We start from the raw sequence: 12,787 nt of genomic DNA, 5'->3' as shown, positions 1-12,787 counted from the left end.
TGCGACCTATTTGCCGGCGCAGGACGACGCGCCGGGGTCGATCTTGACCTGCTGCACGAAGGTCTGCAGCGCCGGCCACATGTCCCAATAGAGGCGATTGAAGACGGGATCGACGTGATCGTTGCCGGGGCGCGGCATCCCCAGGATCGCTGCCATATCGATCTCGAACGCCGTCATGTCACCGAACGGGCGCTTGAAGTGGACCGCGGGTGCGGGATAGCCCGATCCGGCGATGATCCTCATGATCTCGCTGTCCGGCCACTCGAACCTCAATTGGTGCAGCAGTCGCAGATGCCGGCTCGTGAACTGAAAAGTGCCGTCCGGCTCGAACCGAGGCAGTTCGGCTACGACAGCTGCCATGCGCACGTCAGGCAATCCGACGAGTTCCTGCCGGAGGCGCCGTTCCATCGTCGCATTGTCCAGATGACCGAGCTTGTACTGTCCATCGGCGAGGTCGCAATTCTGCAGCGCCCGGATCAGCAGCGCCGAGACCTCGCGATGAAACCGCGCAACCGCCACGCGATCGCGCGTGCCGATGATCGGGCCAAGGTCGGCCGCCATATCCGCGCTGCCATAGGGTGCCATCGGATCCACGACCGGCCCGCCGCTTTCGATCCGCGCATTCCAGGCGAATTGCAGCTTCCGCAACGCTTCGACATGCTTCGGCGTGATCGTCAGGGCAGGACTCGCTGGATCGGCATAGATTTGCCGCTCGGCCTGCCACCGCCACGCGGTCCATGCCAGCCAGGCAAGCGCCGCCAGGATCGGAACGAGCCAAATCAGGCGGCGGCTGCGCATCGGTCGCAATCACTTGTCCGCGCGATAGTGCCCGGACTTGCCGCCGATCTTCTCGACCAGATGAATGCCTTCGATCCGGATGCCACGGTCGACCGCCTTGACCATGTCGTAGACCGTCAGGCAGGCGACCGAAACCGCGGTCAGCGCCTCCATTTCGACGCCGGTCGGTCCCGTCACCTTGACGCTGGCGCGCACGATGCAGCCGGGCAGCTTGCGGTCGGGTGCGATATCGATCGTGACCTTGGTCAGCGCCAGCGGATGGCAGAGCGGGATCAATTCCGAGGTCCGCTTCGCCGCCATGATGCCGGCGATCCGCGCGGTCGCCAGCACGTCACCCTTCTTGGCCTGGCCGGACTCGATCAGTGTGAGCGTTGCCTTGCTCATCAGGACGCGGCCTTCGGCGATCGCGGTCCGTTCGGTCGCGGGCTTGGCCGAGACGTCGACCATGCGCGCCTCGCCCTTGGCGTCGATATGGCTGAGGGCGGCAACGGGTCCCTTCGATCCGGCTTTGGTCTTCCGCGCCATTGCGTCAGCGCGTGCCGGTGGCGCGCGGTGCCGTCTGCCGCGTCAGCAAGGCGCGGGTGGCCGCGGTGACGTCCTGCTGGCGCATCAGGCTCTCGCCGACCAGGAAGGTCGACATTCCGACGCGCTCGAGGCGGGCGAGATCCTCGGGCGTGAAGATACCGCTCTCGCCGACCATCAGGCGGTCGCCGGGGATCAGCGGCGCCAGCGCCTCGCTGGTCGCGAGCGTCGTCTCGAAGGTGCGCAGATTGCGGTTGTTGACGCCGATCATCGGCGAGCGAAGTTTCAGGGCACGGTCGAGCTCAGCGCGGTCGTGGATCTCGATCAGCACGTCCATGCCATAGCCGAGCGCGGCGTCCTCGATCTCGCTGGCCGCGATGTCGTCGAGCGCGGCCATGATGATCAGGATGCAGTCGGCGCCATGGGCGCGCGCCTCCGCCACCTGATAGGTGTCGAACATGAAATCCTTGCGCAGCACCGGCAGATTGGTCGCAGCGCGGGCGGCGACCATGAAGTCGAGATGGCCCTGGAACGAGGGCGCGTCCGTCAGCACCGACAGGCACGCCGCGCCGCCGGCCTCATAGGCTTTCGCGAGCGCGGGTGGATCGAAGTCGGCACGGATCAGCCCCTTCGAGGGCGAGGCCTTCTTCACCTCCGCGATCAGCGCGTAGTCGCCGCGTGCATGCTTGTCCTTGAGGGCGCGGACGAAGCCGCGTGGAGCTGAGGCCGCTTTCGCCTGCGCCTCGACCTCGGCGATCGGACGCGCGCGCTTTGCGGCGGCGATCTCCTCGCGCTTGTACGCCTCGATCTTGGTCAGGATGTCGGACATGTCCCGCGCTCTCAGCCGTTGGAAACCGCGACCAGGTGTTTCAGCCGCGCCGCGGCCGCGCCGCTGTCGAGCGACTGGGCGCCGATCGCCACGCCTTCCTTCAAGTCCTTGGCACGGCCGGCCACGATCAGCGCGGCGGCCGCGTTGAGCAAAGCGACGTCGCGATAGGCGCTGGGCTTGCCCTGGAGCACGCTCGACAGCGCGATCGCATTGGCATCGGCGTCGCCGCCCTTCAGCGCCTCGCCGCCGACGCGGCCGAGGCCCGCATCTTCCGGCGTCACCTCCGATGTCCTGATCTCGCCGTTCTCGAGCGTTGCAACGAAGGTCGGGCCGGTGAGGGTGATCTCGTCGAGGCCATCGGAGCCGTGCACCACCCAGACCTTGTCGGAGCCGAGGTTCTTCAGCACCTGCGCCAGCGGCTGCACCCATTGCCGCGAGAACACGCCGACCATCTGCCGCTTGACGCCGGCCGGGTTGGAGAGCGGCCCGAGCAGGTTGAAGATGGTGCGGGTGGCGAGCTCGACCCGGGTCGGGCCGACGTTCTTCATTGCCGGATGATGCGAAGGCGCGAACATGAAGCCGATGCCGGCTTCCTTGATGCAGCGCCCGACTTGCGCAGGCGTCAGGTCGAGCTTGACGCCGAGCGCGGCCAGCACATCGGCGGCACCCGAACGCGACGACAGGGCGCGGTTGCCGTGCTTGGCGACGGGCACGCCGGCGCCGGCCACGATGAAGGCCGCGCAGGTCGAGACGTTGACCGAGCCGGAGCCGTCGCCGCCGGTGCCGACGATGTCGACGGCCTCCGCCGGTGCGGTGACCGGCAGCATCTTGCCGCGCATCGCGCTGACCGCGCCGGTGATCTCCTCGACGGTCTCGCCGCGCACCCGCAGCGCCATCAACAGCCCACCCATCTGCGAGGGCGTGGCTTCGCCCGACATCATGCTGTCGAAGGCTGACGCCGCTTCTTCACGCGTCAGCGTGGCGCCGGTGGCGACTTTTCCGATGATCGATTTCAGGTCGTCCATTCGCTGGCTCAGGGTCTGTTGTTGGAGCTTGGTCGGCGCGCAGCGCGTTGTCGCGCTGTCCCGATCATGCTCAATTATTTGCGCCTGTCACCTGTGCGAAGGCTGCCTGGTTGACGGTCACACCGATGTCGGTCTCGATCTTCGCGACATATTGCGCGACCTGCTCGTCGCTCAACGAGCGCCGCAGCGCCTCGCTGAGCTGCTTGACCTCGTTGGAGGCGAAGTCGACCGCGGGCACCGTCACATCGGTGACGCGGAACACCACCCATTGGCTGCCGCCGGCCGCGGAGGTCTGTCCGTCGCCGTCCTTGGCCGTGCGGAATGTGGCCGCGATCACGCCGGCCGGCACGTTGGGCAGCGTGGCCTCGCGGCGGAAGTTCGCAGCGGTTTCGACCTTGACGCCGGCCGCCGTGGCCTCGTCGGCGAGCTTGGCGCCGCTGTCGAGCTTCTGGACGATCTCGGTCGCCTTGGCGCGCAGCTTGGCGGAGATCTGGTCCTCGCGCCACTTGGCCTCGACCTGATCGCGGACCTCGTCGAGGGTGCGCTCGCGCGACGGCGTGATGCCGAGCACGTCGTACCAGACATAGCCGTTGTTGAACTGGATCGGGTCGTTGTCGACGCCAACGTCGCTGTTGAAGGCCTGCGACACCACGTCGAGGCCGCGCGGAATGTTCGACGCGACCTGGCCGTTCGGCAGACGCCCCGAGCGATCGATCGCGTCGATGGTGACGGCGGTCAATTTCAGCTTCTGCGCCGCGTCGATGACGCTGGAGCCGCCGCCGCGCTCGTCTTCCATCTTGTCGCGGAGATCGGCGACCTTGGCGCGGGCGCGCTCTGTCGCGATCTCGTTCTTCACCTGCTGCGCAAGGCTCTCATAGGTCGGGGTCACGCCGGGCTCGATCTTGCCGACCTTGACCAGCGCCACGCCGAAGCGGCCCTGGACCGGCTGGCTGACTTCACCCGCGGGCAGGGAGAAGGCGGCGTCGCCGACGGCCGGATCGAGGATCGCAGACTTCGTAACCAGGCCGAGATTGACGTCGGCGGGGTTGAGCTTGCGCTCCTTGGCGATGTCGTCGAACGAGGTGCCCGAGGTGATGCGGGCGCGGGCGGCCTGCGCCTCACCGGCGTCCGGAAACACGATCTGCGAGACCTCGCGCTTCTCCGGCGTGCTGAGCCGGTCCTTACGCTCCTCGAAGATCTTCTTGGCATCCTCGTCGGACACGGTTTCCCACTTGCCGATTTCTTCCGGCGTGATCGCGACGAAGGCGATCTTGCGGTACTCGGGCGCGCGGAACTGGACCTTGTGGTCCTCGAAATAGGCGGCGAGCGCCTCGGGTGAGGGCGGATCGATGGTGCCGGCCTGCGCGGCGCCGAGCGTGACATAGTCGATCGAGCGCTGCTCGTTCTGGAAACGGGTCAGCGCCTCGACCACGGCCTTGGTCGGCTCGATTCCGGACGAGATGGTGCCGGCGATCTGCCGCCGCAGGCCGACGCGGCGCTGCTCGGCGATGTAGCGGCCCTCGGTGTAGCCGAAGTTGCGGATCACGGACTGGAAGCGCTGCGGATCGAACTGGCCGTTGAGGCCCTTGAAGTTCGGATCGTTGTAGATTGTGCGCAACACCTCGGCATCGGACTGGTTGAGGCCCATGCGGCGCGCTTCCTCGTCGAGTGCGGCTTCCGCGAGCGTCTGCTGCAGCACCTGGCGGTCAATCCCGAAGGCGCGCGCCTGGTCCGGGGTCAGCGGACGGCCGAACTGGCGGCCGAGCTGCTGCAGGCGGTCGGTATAGATCTGGCGGAACTGCTCGGCCGAAATCTCGGTCCCGCCCACCTTGGCGAAGGTCGACTGGCCAAACCCCTTGAAGATGTCGGCAATGCCCCAAATTCCGAAACTGACGATCAAAACGCCCATCACCACGGCCATAATCGTCTTGCCGAGCCAGTTTGATGAGGCTTTCCGCATTCCTCGAAGCATGGGTCCAACTTGTTTTACAGGAGGGGAACCGGGTCGTGCCCAAATGGGACTAAAAGTCGGGACTTTTTGTCCGGCAGCAGGGCGTCACCGAATTGAAAACGCTTATAAAGTGGCTCGTGTCCCCCCGCAACCTCGGGCGCGCGGGCGGAAGCGTCGCACGGCAGGCGCGAAGCCGCGCTCTGGAAGTCGCCGCCCGGCTCTGATAGCGCAGGGGCACGCTTGAATGATGGGAAATCCGACATGACCGACACCATACGGCCGCTGATCGCCGGCAACTGGAAAATGAACGGCCTGAAATCCTCTTTTGCCGAGTTCGACGCGATGCTGGCCGGCGCCGGCGATGTCGCCGGGAAGGCCGATCTCTTGGTCTGTCCGCCGGCGACATTGGTCGGGGCCTTTGCCGACAAGGCGCGCGGTTCGAAGGTCGCCGTCGGCGCCCAGGATTGCCATCCGAAGGCGTCGGGCGCCCACACCGGCGACCTCTCGGCGGAAATGTTTAGGGATCTCGGCGCGGTCGCCATCATCGTCGGCCATTCCGAGCGGCGCGCCGACCACGGCGAGACCGACGCCTTGATTCGGCAGAAGGCGGAGGCCGTCTGGCGTGCCGGCCTGACCGTGATCGTCTGCATCGGCGAGACGCGCGAGCAGCGCGACGCCGGCAAGACGCTCGATGTCTGCGGCACCCAGCTTGCGGGCTCGCTGCCCGACGGCTCGACCGCAGCCAATTTAGTGGTGGCCTATGAGCCGGTCTGGGCGATCGGCACCGGCCTGACCCCGACGGCGAAGGATGTCGAGGAAGTTCATAGGTTTATCCGAGGTCAGCTCACCGATCGCTTCAAGGGCGAGGGAAACCGGATCAGGATCCTCTATGGCGGCTCGGTGAAGCCGTCGAATGCCGCCGAGCTGATGGCCGTCGCCAATGTCAACGGCGCGCTGGTCGGCGGCGCCAGCCTGAAGGCGGCGGACTTTTTGGCGATCGCCGCGGGCTGTTAGGCCTGCCCATCCACGCCGACCCGACCTCTCACACCGTCATCCTGAGGAGCGCGCTCTTGCGCGCGTCTCGAAGGGTCGACGGCCCGGCTGGTGGCCGTCGACCCTTCGAGACGCGCTACGCGCTCCTCAGGGTGACGGGATTGGCAGTATTGCGAAGCCAGCCTTCGTCGGCATCTGTGCTTGGCTACGGAATCAGGCGACCTCAGCCGCGCCGATCCGCTTCCAGTAGATCATCGTCCCGGTGAGGCCGCCATGCGGCTTCAACGCGTAATCGGGGATGATGCCGCTGAGCTGAAATCCCTGCTTCTCGTAAAGTGGCGCGGCGCCGTCGTCGACGGCGGTGTCAAGCACCAGCAGCGTGCGCCCGTGCGCGATCGCCAGCTGCTCGGCGGCGCGCAGCAACGCGGACGCCACGCCGCGGTTGCGGTGGCTCACGCGCGTCATCATCTTGGCGATCTCGGCGCGATGCGGCTGGTTCGGCGGCAGCTTCAGCAGCAGCGTCACGGTGCCGATCAGGCTGTCGCCGTCGAACGCACCGAGCACTACTCGCTCGCCGCGCGCAGCGGCGCCAAGCGAGTCCTGCCAGAATGCCTTCGCGTCATTTAACGGCAGCGGATGCATGAAGCTCACTGAGCCGCCGCTTGCGACGGTCTCGACCAGCAGCGCGCCGAGCGCGTTGCACAGGTCAGGCTCGTCCTCGAGCGGCTTGATGGCGAAGTGCGACATGCATCAGCTCCGGGCCAGGGCGACCACGTAGGTGCAGCCGGCGTTGGTTTCGTTGGCGAAGGTGGTCTCAGCGGGCGGGCCGAAGCCGAGGCAATCGCCGCTACCGAGCACATAGCGCGCGCCGCCCTCGGTGATGACAAGGCTGCCGCTCAGCACCCAGACCAGTTGGCGGATATGGGCGTAGGACGAGGCGGGCAGGGTCACGGACTGCCTCGCCGGCATTTCCACCCGCACCAGCTCGACCGGATGATCGGGACGGCTGAACACCTGGCGGCGCAGATAGCCGGTTTCCGGATCGCTCCAGACCGGCTGCGTGGCGGCGCGCGACAGCCGCTCGCCCTGGCCCTCGGCGCGCAACATCAGCCCGGCCAGAGTGAGGTCGAAGGCCGAGGCGAGGCGCACCAGCACGACCGCGGTCGGGCTGACCTCGGCGCGCTCGATTTTGCTGATCGTCGCCTTCGAGACGCCGGAGCGTTCGGCCAGCTCGGCCAGCGACCAGCTCCGGCCGTCACGCTCGAGCCGGATCCGCTGCGCCAGGCGCTGGCTCAGATCGTCTACCAAAGTATCCATACGTCTATTATAATGGAAAGAGCCGGTTCCGATCAAGCCTCGGGCGAGCGCGACCGAGGCAGCTTGTGATGTCAGCCATTGCGACTATCTCGGGGGTGACAATGCCCGGTCCAATCGTGTAACAGGGCGCGACTTCACGAAAAACCGCAAAGCCGATAGCGCCGTTTGTCTGGCCGCTTGGCGGCTTGTGACGGAAGGCTTGCGATGCAGACTGTCGTTATCATTATCCATCTCATGATCGTCGCCGTCATGATCGGCGCTGTTTTGTTGCAGAAATCCGAAGGCGGCGGCCTTGGCATGGGCGGCGGCGCCGGCTTCATGTCGAGCCGCGGCACCGCGAATCTGTTGTCGCGGACCACCGCGATCCTCGCGGCCGGCTTCTTCCTCACCAGCCTGTTCCTGTCCTGGTACGCAGGCTACGACCGCAAGCCGAGCTCGATCATCGGCACCGGCGCACCGGCGCAGACCCAGCCGGCCAGCGGCGCGCCGATCACTGCACCGACCTCCGGCGGCATCCTCGATTCGCTGAAGAAGACCGACGAGCAGCAGGGGCAGCAGGCTCCGAGCGGCCCGCAGGCACCACGGTCGCAATAAAGCGGGGGCGCCATGCAGGATGCACCGCTGGCGTCCTGCATCAGAAATCCCCATCAATGCTCTGAAATCGCTTCCAATTTAATGTAACCCACAGCCCGGTGGATTGTTTGCCGGGAACAGCCGATTCGTTTTGCGAATCGCTGGAGTCGGCTTAAAGGTAAAGTCCCATGGCGCGGTACATATTCATCACCGGCGGCGTGGTCTCCTCGCTCGGAAAGGGTCTGGCATCGGCGGCGCTCGGCGCTCTGCTGCAGGCCCGAGGCTACAAAGTCCGCCTTCGCAAGCTCGATCCCTATCTCAACCTCGATCCCGGAACGATGTCGCCGTATCAGCACGGCGAAGTGTTCGTGACCGACGACGGCGCCGAGACCGATCTCGATCTCGGCCATTACGAGCGATTCACCGGTCGTCCGGCCACCAAGGCCGACAACATCACGACCGGGCGGATCTACCAGGACATCATCACCAAGGAGCGCCGCGGCGATTATCTTGGCGCCACCATCCAGGTGGTCCCGCACGTCACCAACGCGATCAAGGAATTCGTGCTGTCGGGCAACGACGACTACGATTTCGTGCTGGTCGAGATCGGCGGCACTGTCGGCGACATCGAGGGCCTGCCGTTCTTCGAGGCGATCCGCCAGCTCAAGAACGAGCTGCCGCGCGATCACGCCGTCTACATTCACCTGACGCTCTTGCCCTACATTCCAAGTGCCGGCGAGCTCAAGACAAAACCGACGCAGCACTCGGTCAAGGAGCTGCGCTCGATCGGCATCCAGCCGGACATCCTGCTGTGCCGCACCGACCGTGAAATCCCGAAGGAAGAGCGGCGCAAGCTCGGCCTGTTCTGTAACGTGCGCGAGAGCGCCGTGATCGAGGCGCGCGACGTCGACAACATCTACGCCGTGCCGGAGGCCTATCACGCCGCCGGCCTCGACGACGAGGTGCTGGCCGCGTTCGGCATCACGGCGAAGATTCCGCCGGCGTTGCAGAGCTGGAACGTCATCAACGAGCGCGTCCGCAATCCGGAAGGCGCGGTGACGATCGCGATCGTCGGCAAGTACACCGGCATGAAGGACGCCTACAAATCGCTGATCGAGGCGCTCTCGCACGGCGGCATCGCCAACAAGGTGAAGGTCAATCTCGACTGGATCGAGAGCGAGGTGTTCGAGAACGAGGACCCGGCGCCGTTCCTCGAGCACGTCAACGGCATCCTGGTGCCCGGCGGCTTCGGCCAGCGCGGTGCCGAGGGCAAGATCCGTGCGGCGCAGTTCGCGCGCGAGCGTGACGTGCCGTATTTCGGCATCTGCTTCGGCATGCAGATGGCGGTGATCGAGGCGGCGCGCAATCTGGTCGGCATCGAGGAGGCCAACTCGACCGAGTTCGGCCCGACCAAGGAGCCGCTGGTCGGCCTGATGACCGAATGGCTGCGCGGCAACGAGCTCGAGAAGCGCTCGCAGAGCGGCGACCTTGGCGGCACCATGCGGTTAGGGGCCTATCCCGCGGCGCTGAACCGCGGCAGCCGCGTTTCGCAGGTCTATGGCGGCGCGACCGAGATCTCCGAGCGGCACCGCCATCGCTACGAGGTCAACACCGCCTACAAGGACCGCCTCGAGCAGCACGGCCTGCGCTTCTCCGGCATGTCGCCCGATGGCGTGCTGCCGGAGATCGTCGAATACGAGGACCATCCCTGGTTCATCGGCGTCCAGTTCCACCCCGAGCTGAAGTCGCGGCCCTTTGAGCCGCATCCGCTGTTTGCATCGTTCATCGAAGCGGCGGCGAAGCAGAGCCGGCTGATGTAAGCGGCCATCAGCTGCGCCGTCACACGGCGGCGCAGTCCTTGCTGGCCCGGCGTTCCTTCTTGATCGGTGAGACGCCTGCATCGGCGGCAGGGGTGACGTCGCGCGTGATCAGCTTGTATTGCGGGCGTCGCGTCAGCCGGTAGACCGCGGCGGGCGGCACGTTGAGGATGGCGCGATCGACCAGCGTGGCGCGCAGGCCGAGCCGGTCGAGAATCGGCCGCGGCACCGGGCAGCGCATGCCGTAGGTGAATTGATAGAACGCGCCATTCGGACGCATGTAGCTGAATGCGCCGCTGACGATCGAGATCACCTTGCGCGGCGACATGTTGAGCAGCGGCAATCCGCTGACGACGGCGCCGACCGGCGCGCCGTCATACAGCCGTTCCGAGGCCAGCCGCGCGGCGTCCATCCACAGTACGCGCGCGCCGGGAAAGCGGAGCTGCAGCAGCCGCATGAAATCCGAACCGTATTCGATCAGCGTGAGATCCTGCTGGCGCACCCCGCGCTTCAGCAGCTGATAGGTGAAGGCGCCCGTTCCAGGACCGAGCTCCAGCACCGGACCGGTCTTGGCGCTGATGTCGCGCGTGATCAGTTCGGCGAGCGCTGTGCCCGAGGGCGCGATGGCGCCGACGCGGCCGGGGGCTGCCATCCACGCCGTGAAGAAAGACAGGAGATCATGTGACATTGGGATTCCCAGCAAAGTGTCGCCGCGCCTCGACTCGATTGCGCGGCGCGTTCTCTTCTTTGCGGGGCCTGCATTGCGACAACATTGCGCGATGTTGCGGGAGCCCGTTCCGATTGAATCGGAACGAGCTCTGGATTCTAGCTTTGATGCGTTTTCTTCACGCGAACCGGTGCCCATCCCGGATCAAGTCCGGGACAGGCTTCGCTCGAAAACGCTGTGGCATCACGATGCGAACGGCGCCGGCGGTAATGTGAGACGGAAGCTCGCGCCACCCTTCGGGCCATCGAGCACGGAGACGTGACCGCCATGCAGTCTTGCGATCTCGCGCACCATGTTGAGTCCGAGGCCGGCGCCGCGATCGAGCGGCGCAAGCCGATAGAACGGATCGAAGATCCGCGTGCGCTCATCCTTCGGAATGCCGTTGCCTTCATCGGTGACGTCGATCGTCGCGGCGCTACCGACATGGATGGTGATGGTGCCGCGGCGGCCGCCATGCTGGATGGCGTTCTGCACGAGATTGGTCAGCGCACGCTCGAGCGCAGCGCGGTCACCCAGCGTCTCGACCCGATCGGTTGCGGTATCGAGCGACAATTCGTAACCGGCCGCGATCGCGAGCGGCGCGAGGTCGGCGGCGACATTGCGCGCGACCGCGACGAGATCGACGCGGCCGAACGGATTGCGGCACTGGTCGAAACGCTGGATGTCGAGGAGCTGCTCGGCGAGCGTCGCAAGCCGTGCCGCATCCTCGAGCAGGCGGGTTTTCTCGGGTCCCGGCGGCAGCGACTCCAGCCGCGTGTTGAGGATCGCGATCGGCGTGCGCAATTCGTGCGCGGCGTCCGCGACGAAGCGCTGATGGCGCGAATAGCCGTCGTCGAGCCGCTTCAGCGCATCGTTGACGGCGCTCACCAGCGGCGCGACTTCGAGCGGCAAATGGTCGGCCGACAACCGGCTGCCGCGCTGGCGGAAATCGATCCGGCGGGCCTCGTCGGCAGTGGAGTCGATGCCCGCAAATGCGCGCCGCACGACCATTGGCGTCGCGATGAAGGTGGCGCACGCCATCAGCAACAGGCCGGGCAGGGTGCTGCCCAGGCACGTCAGCGCCATCACCAACAGCGCCTTGGTCCCGGTCATCCGGCCTTGCGTCGCGGTGAGGATCTGGACGTTCCCGGCATCCGTGTTGACGCGCTTCAGCCGCGCCGCCGGCTTGCCGGGACTGTCCTCCAGCATCTGGTAACCGAGCCGCGCCTGGCTGATATGATCGAGGGCATTGCCGATCCGCGCGAAATCGGGCGGCACGTCTCCTTCGGAGAGCGTGTGCCCCTCGCGGTCCCGCACCGCGAACCAGAGATCGGGAATCTCGGCGCGCAGCTTGCTGAGATCGTCGGTCGGACGCAGCACGAGTTCGCCCTGCGCGTTGCGCGCGACGGCCGATTGCACGACGTCGATGACCCGATCTTCATCCCGGTTGACCAGCAGGAAACCCGAGGCCCACAGCGCGCCCAGCACCGTGAGCACGAGTCCCGTCAGCAGGACTGCCTGCAGCGCAACCAGGCGCCAGCTCAGTTGCGAGCGCAGGCAGTAGTGATCGGCGGGTTGGCTCATGATACCTGCTTCAGCAGGTAGCCCACGCCCCGGATGCTGTGGATTTCGACGCCGGCATCGGAGTCGGCGAGCTTGCGGCGCAGCCGCGAGACGTGGGCATCGAGCGCGTTCGACTGAATCTCGTCCTCGAAATTGTAGACGGCTTCCTCGAGCGTCGCGCGCAGCACGGTGCGGCCCATCCGGCGCAGCAGCGTCTCCAGCACCAGCAGCTCGCGTCGCGGCAGCTCGAGCGGGCAGCCATTGACGCTGGCCTCGCGATGGCTGCAGTCGAACGCCATCCGGCCGGCCTTGATGATCTCGAACTGCACGCCGGCGGGACGGCGCAGCACGGCGCGCAGCCGCGCCAACAGCTCCTCGACGGCGAACGGCTTGGCCAGATAATCGTCGGCGCCGCTGTCGAGGCCGGTGATGCGGTCGGCGAGATCGCCGCGTGCGGTCAGCACGATGATCGGAACGCCGTCGGCCTTGGCGCGCAGCTTCGGGATCAGCGTGAGGCCGTCGCCGTCGGGGAGCTGGCGGTCGAGCAGGACGGCGCCATGCACGTCGGCGGAAATCGCTTCCTCAGCCTCGGCAAGGGTCGGCACATGATCGACGACCATGTCGTAGCCTTTCAGCGCCTGCGACAGCGCCGCCGCCATTTCGGCCTCGTCTTCAACCAGCAGTATCCGCATA

General features: G+C 66.3%; 13 protein-coding genes. 3 read left to right on the top strand and 10 right to left on the bottom strand.

The annotated features are described in order from the left end of the window. Window positions 1–6: 6 nt before the first annotated feature. The 5 genes from ACVIGB_RS08955 to ACVIGB_RS08935 all read right to left on the bottom strand — a co-directional run bounded on the left by ACVIGB_RS08955 (window position 7) and on the right by ACVIGB_RS08935 (window position 5,146). A complete protein-coding gene (locus tag ACVIGB_RS08955; protein ID WP_456722940.1) occupies window positions 7–798 on the bottom strand; it encodes a hypothetical protein in 792 nt (263 codons plus the stop codon). Between the two features lie 9 nt (window positions 799–807). Next, window positions 808–1,323: a cyclic pyranopterin monophosphate synthase MoaC gene (moaC, locus tag ACVIGB_RS08950; protein WP_456722941.1), complete on the bottom strand. Its 516-nt coding sequence runs from the start codon at window positions 1,321–1,323 to the stop codon at window positions 808–810. A gap of 4 nt (window positions 1,324–1,327) precedes the next feature. Then, window positions 1,328–2,149, bottom strand: a complete 822-nt coding sequence (gene trpC, locus ACVIGB_RS08945) for an indole-3-glycerol phosphate synthase TrpC (protein ID WP_456722942.1) — start codon at window positions 2,147–2,149, stop codon at window positions 1,328–1,330. A gap of 11 nt (window positions 2,150–2,160) precedes the next feature. Continuing rightward, window positions 2,161–3,174, bottom strand: a complete 1,014-nt coding sequence (gene trpD / locus ACVIGB_RS08940; protein WP_456722943.1) for an anthranilate phosphoribosyltransferase — start codon at window positions 3,172–3,174, stop codon at window positions 2,161–2,163. Window positions 3,175–3,244: 70 nt separating this feature from the next. Beyond that, complete coding sequence (locus ACVIGB_RS08935; protein WP_456722944.1) at window positions 3,245–5,146, bottom strand: SurA N-terminal domain-containing protein; 1,902 nt, start codon at window positions 5,144–5,146, stop codon at window positions 3,245–3,247. Window positions 5,147–5,386: 240 nt separating this feature from the next. Here ACVIGB_RS08935 and tpiA point away from each other — a divergent pair, with 240 nt between their 5' ends. Next, window positions 5,387–6,139, top strand: coding sequence for a triose-phosphate isomerase (gene tpiA, locus ACVIGB_RS08930; protein ID WP_456722945.1), 753 nt, complete (start codon window positions 5,387–5,389; stop codon window positions 6,137–6,139). A gap of 192 nt (window positions 6,140–6,331) precedes the next feature. Here tpiA and ACVIGB_RS08925 read toward each other — a convergent pair whose 3' ends face one another. After that, complete coding sequence (locus tag ACVIGB_RS08925; RefSeq protein ID WP_456722946.1) at window positions 6,332–6,865, bottom strand: GNAT family N-acetyltransferase; 534 nt, start codon at window positions 6,863–6,865, stop codon at window positions 6,332–6,334. 3 nt (window positions 6,866–6,868) lie between these two features. Beyond that, entirely contained in the window at window positions 6,869–7,435 is a 567-nt protein-coding gene (locus ACVIGB_RS08920; RefSeq protein ID WP_456722947.1) for a helix-turn-helix domain-containing protein, read from the bottom strand. A 204-nt stretch (window positions 7,436–7,639) separates the two neighbouring features. On the opposite strand from ACVIGB_RS08920, the gene secG reads away from it, so the two are divergent. Continuing rightward, entirely contained in the window at window positions 7,640–8,029 is a 390-nt protein-coding gene (secG, locus tag ACVIGB_RS08915; RefSeq protein ID WP_092114570.1) for a preprotein translocase subunit SecG, read from the top strand. A gap of 167 nt (window positions 8,030–8,196) precedes the next feature. Then, on the top strand, window positions 8,197–9,828 hold the full coding sequence (locus ACVIGB_RS08910) for a CTP synthase (RefSeq protein ID WP_092114569.1): 1,632 nt from the start codon (window positions 8,197–8,199) through the stop codon (window positions 9,826–9,828). A gap of 19 nt (window positions 9,829–9,847) precedes the next feature. On the opposite strand, the gene ACVIGB_RS08905 is transcribed toward ACVIGB_RS08910, so the two are convergent. The 3 genes from ACVIGB_RS08905 to ACVIGB_RS08895 all read right to left on the bottom strand — a co-directional run bounded on the left by ACVIGB_RS08905 (window position 9,848) and on the right by ACVIGB_RS08895 (window position 12,786). Next, window positions 9,848–10,513 carry a class I SAM-dependent methyltransferase gene (locus tag ACVIGB_RS08905; protein WP_456722948.1) on the bottom strand — a complete coding sequence of 222 codons (666 nt, stop codon included), beginning with the start codon at window positions 10,511–10,513 and terminating at the stop codon, window positions 9,848–9,850. 222 nt (window positions 10,514–10,735) lie between these two features. Continuing rightward, entirely contained in the window at window positions 10,736–12,115 is a 1,380-nt protein-coding gene (locus tag ACVIGB_RS08900; protein WP_456722949.1) for a sensor histidine kinase, read from the bottom strand. Then, the gene (locus ACVIGB_RS08895) at window positions 12,112–12,786 is read right to left on the bottom strand and encodes a response regulator transcription factor (protein ID WP_456722950.1); all 675 of its coding nucleotides are present in this window, start codon (window positions 12,784–12,786) and stop codon (window positions 12,112–12,114) included. Before ACVIGB_RS08895 ends, ACVIGB_RS08900 begins: the two co-directional genes overlap by 4 nt. Window position 12,787 lies beyond the last annotated feature (1 nt).

The sequence above is a fragment of the Bradyrhizobium sp. USDA 4341 genome (genome assembly GCF_054063755.1).
This window is presented reverse-complemented; position numbering and strand designations above follow the sequence as displayed.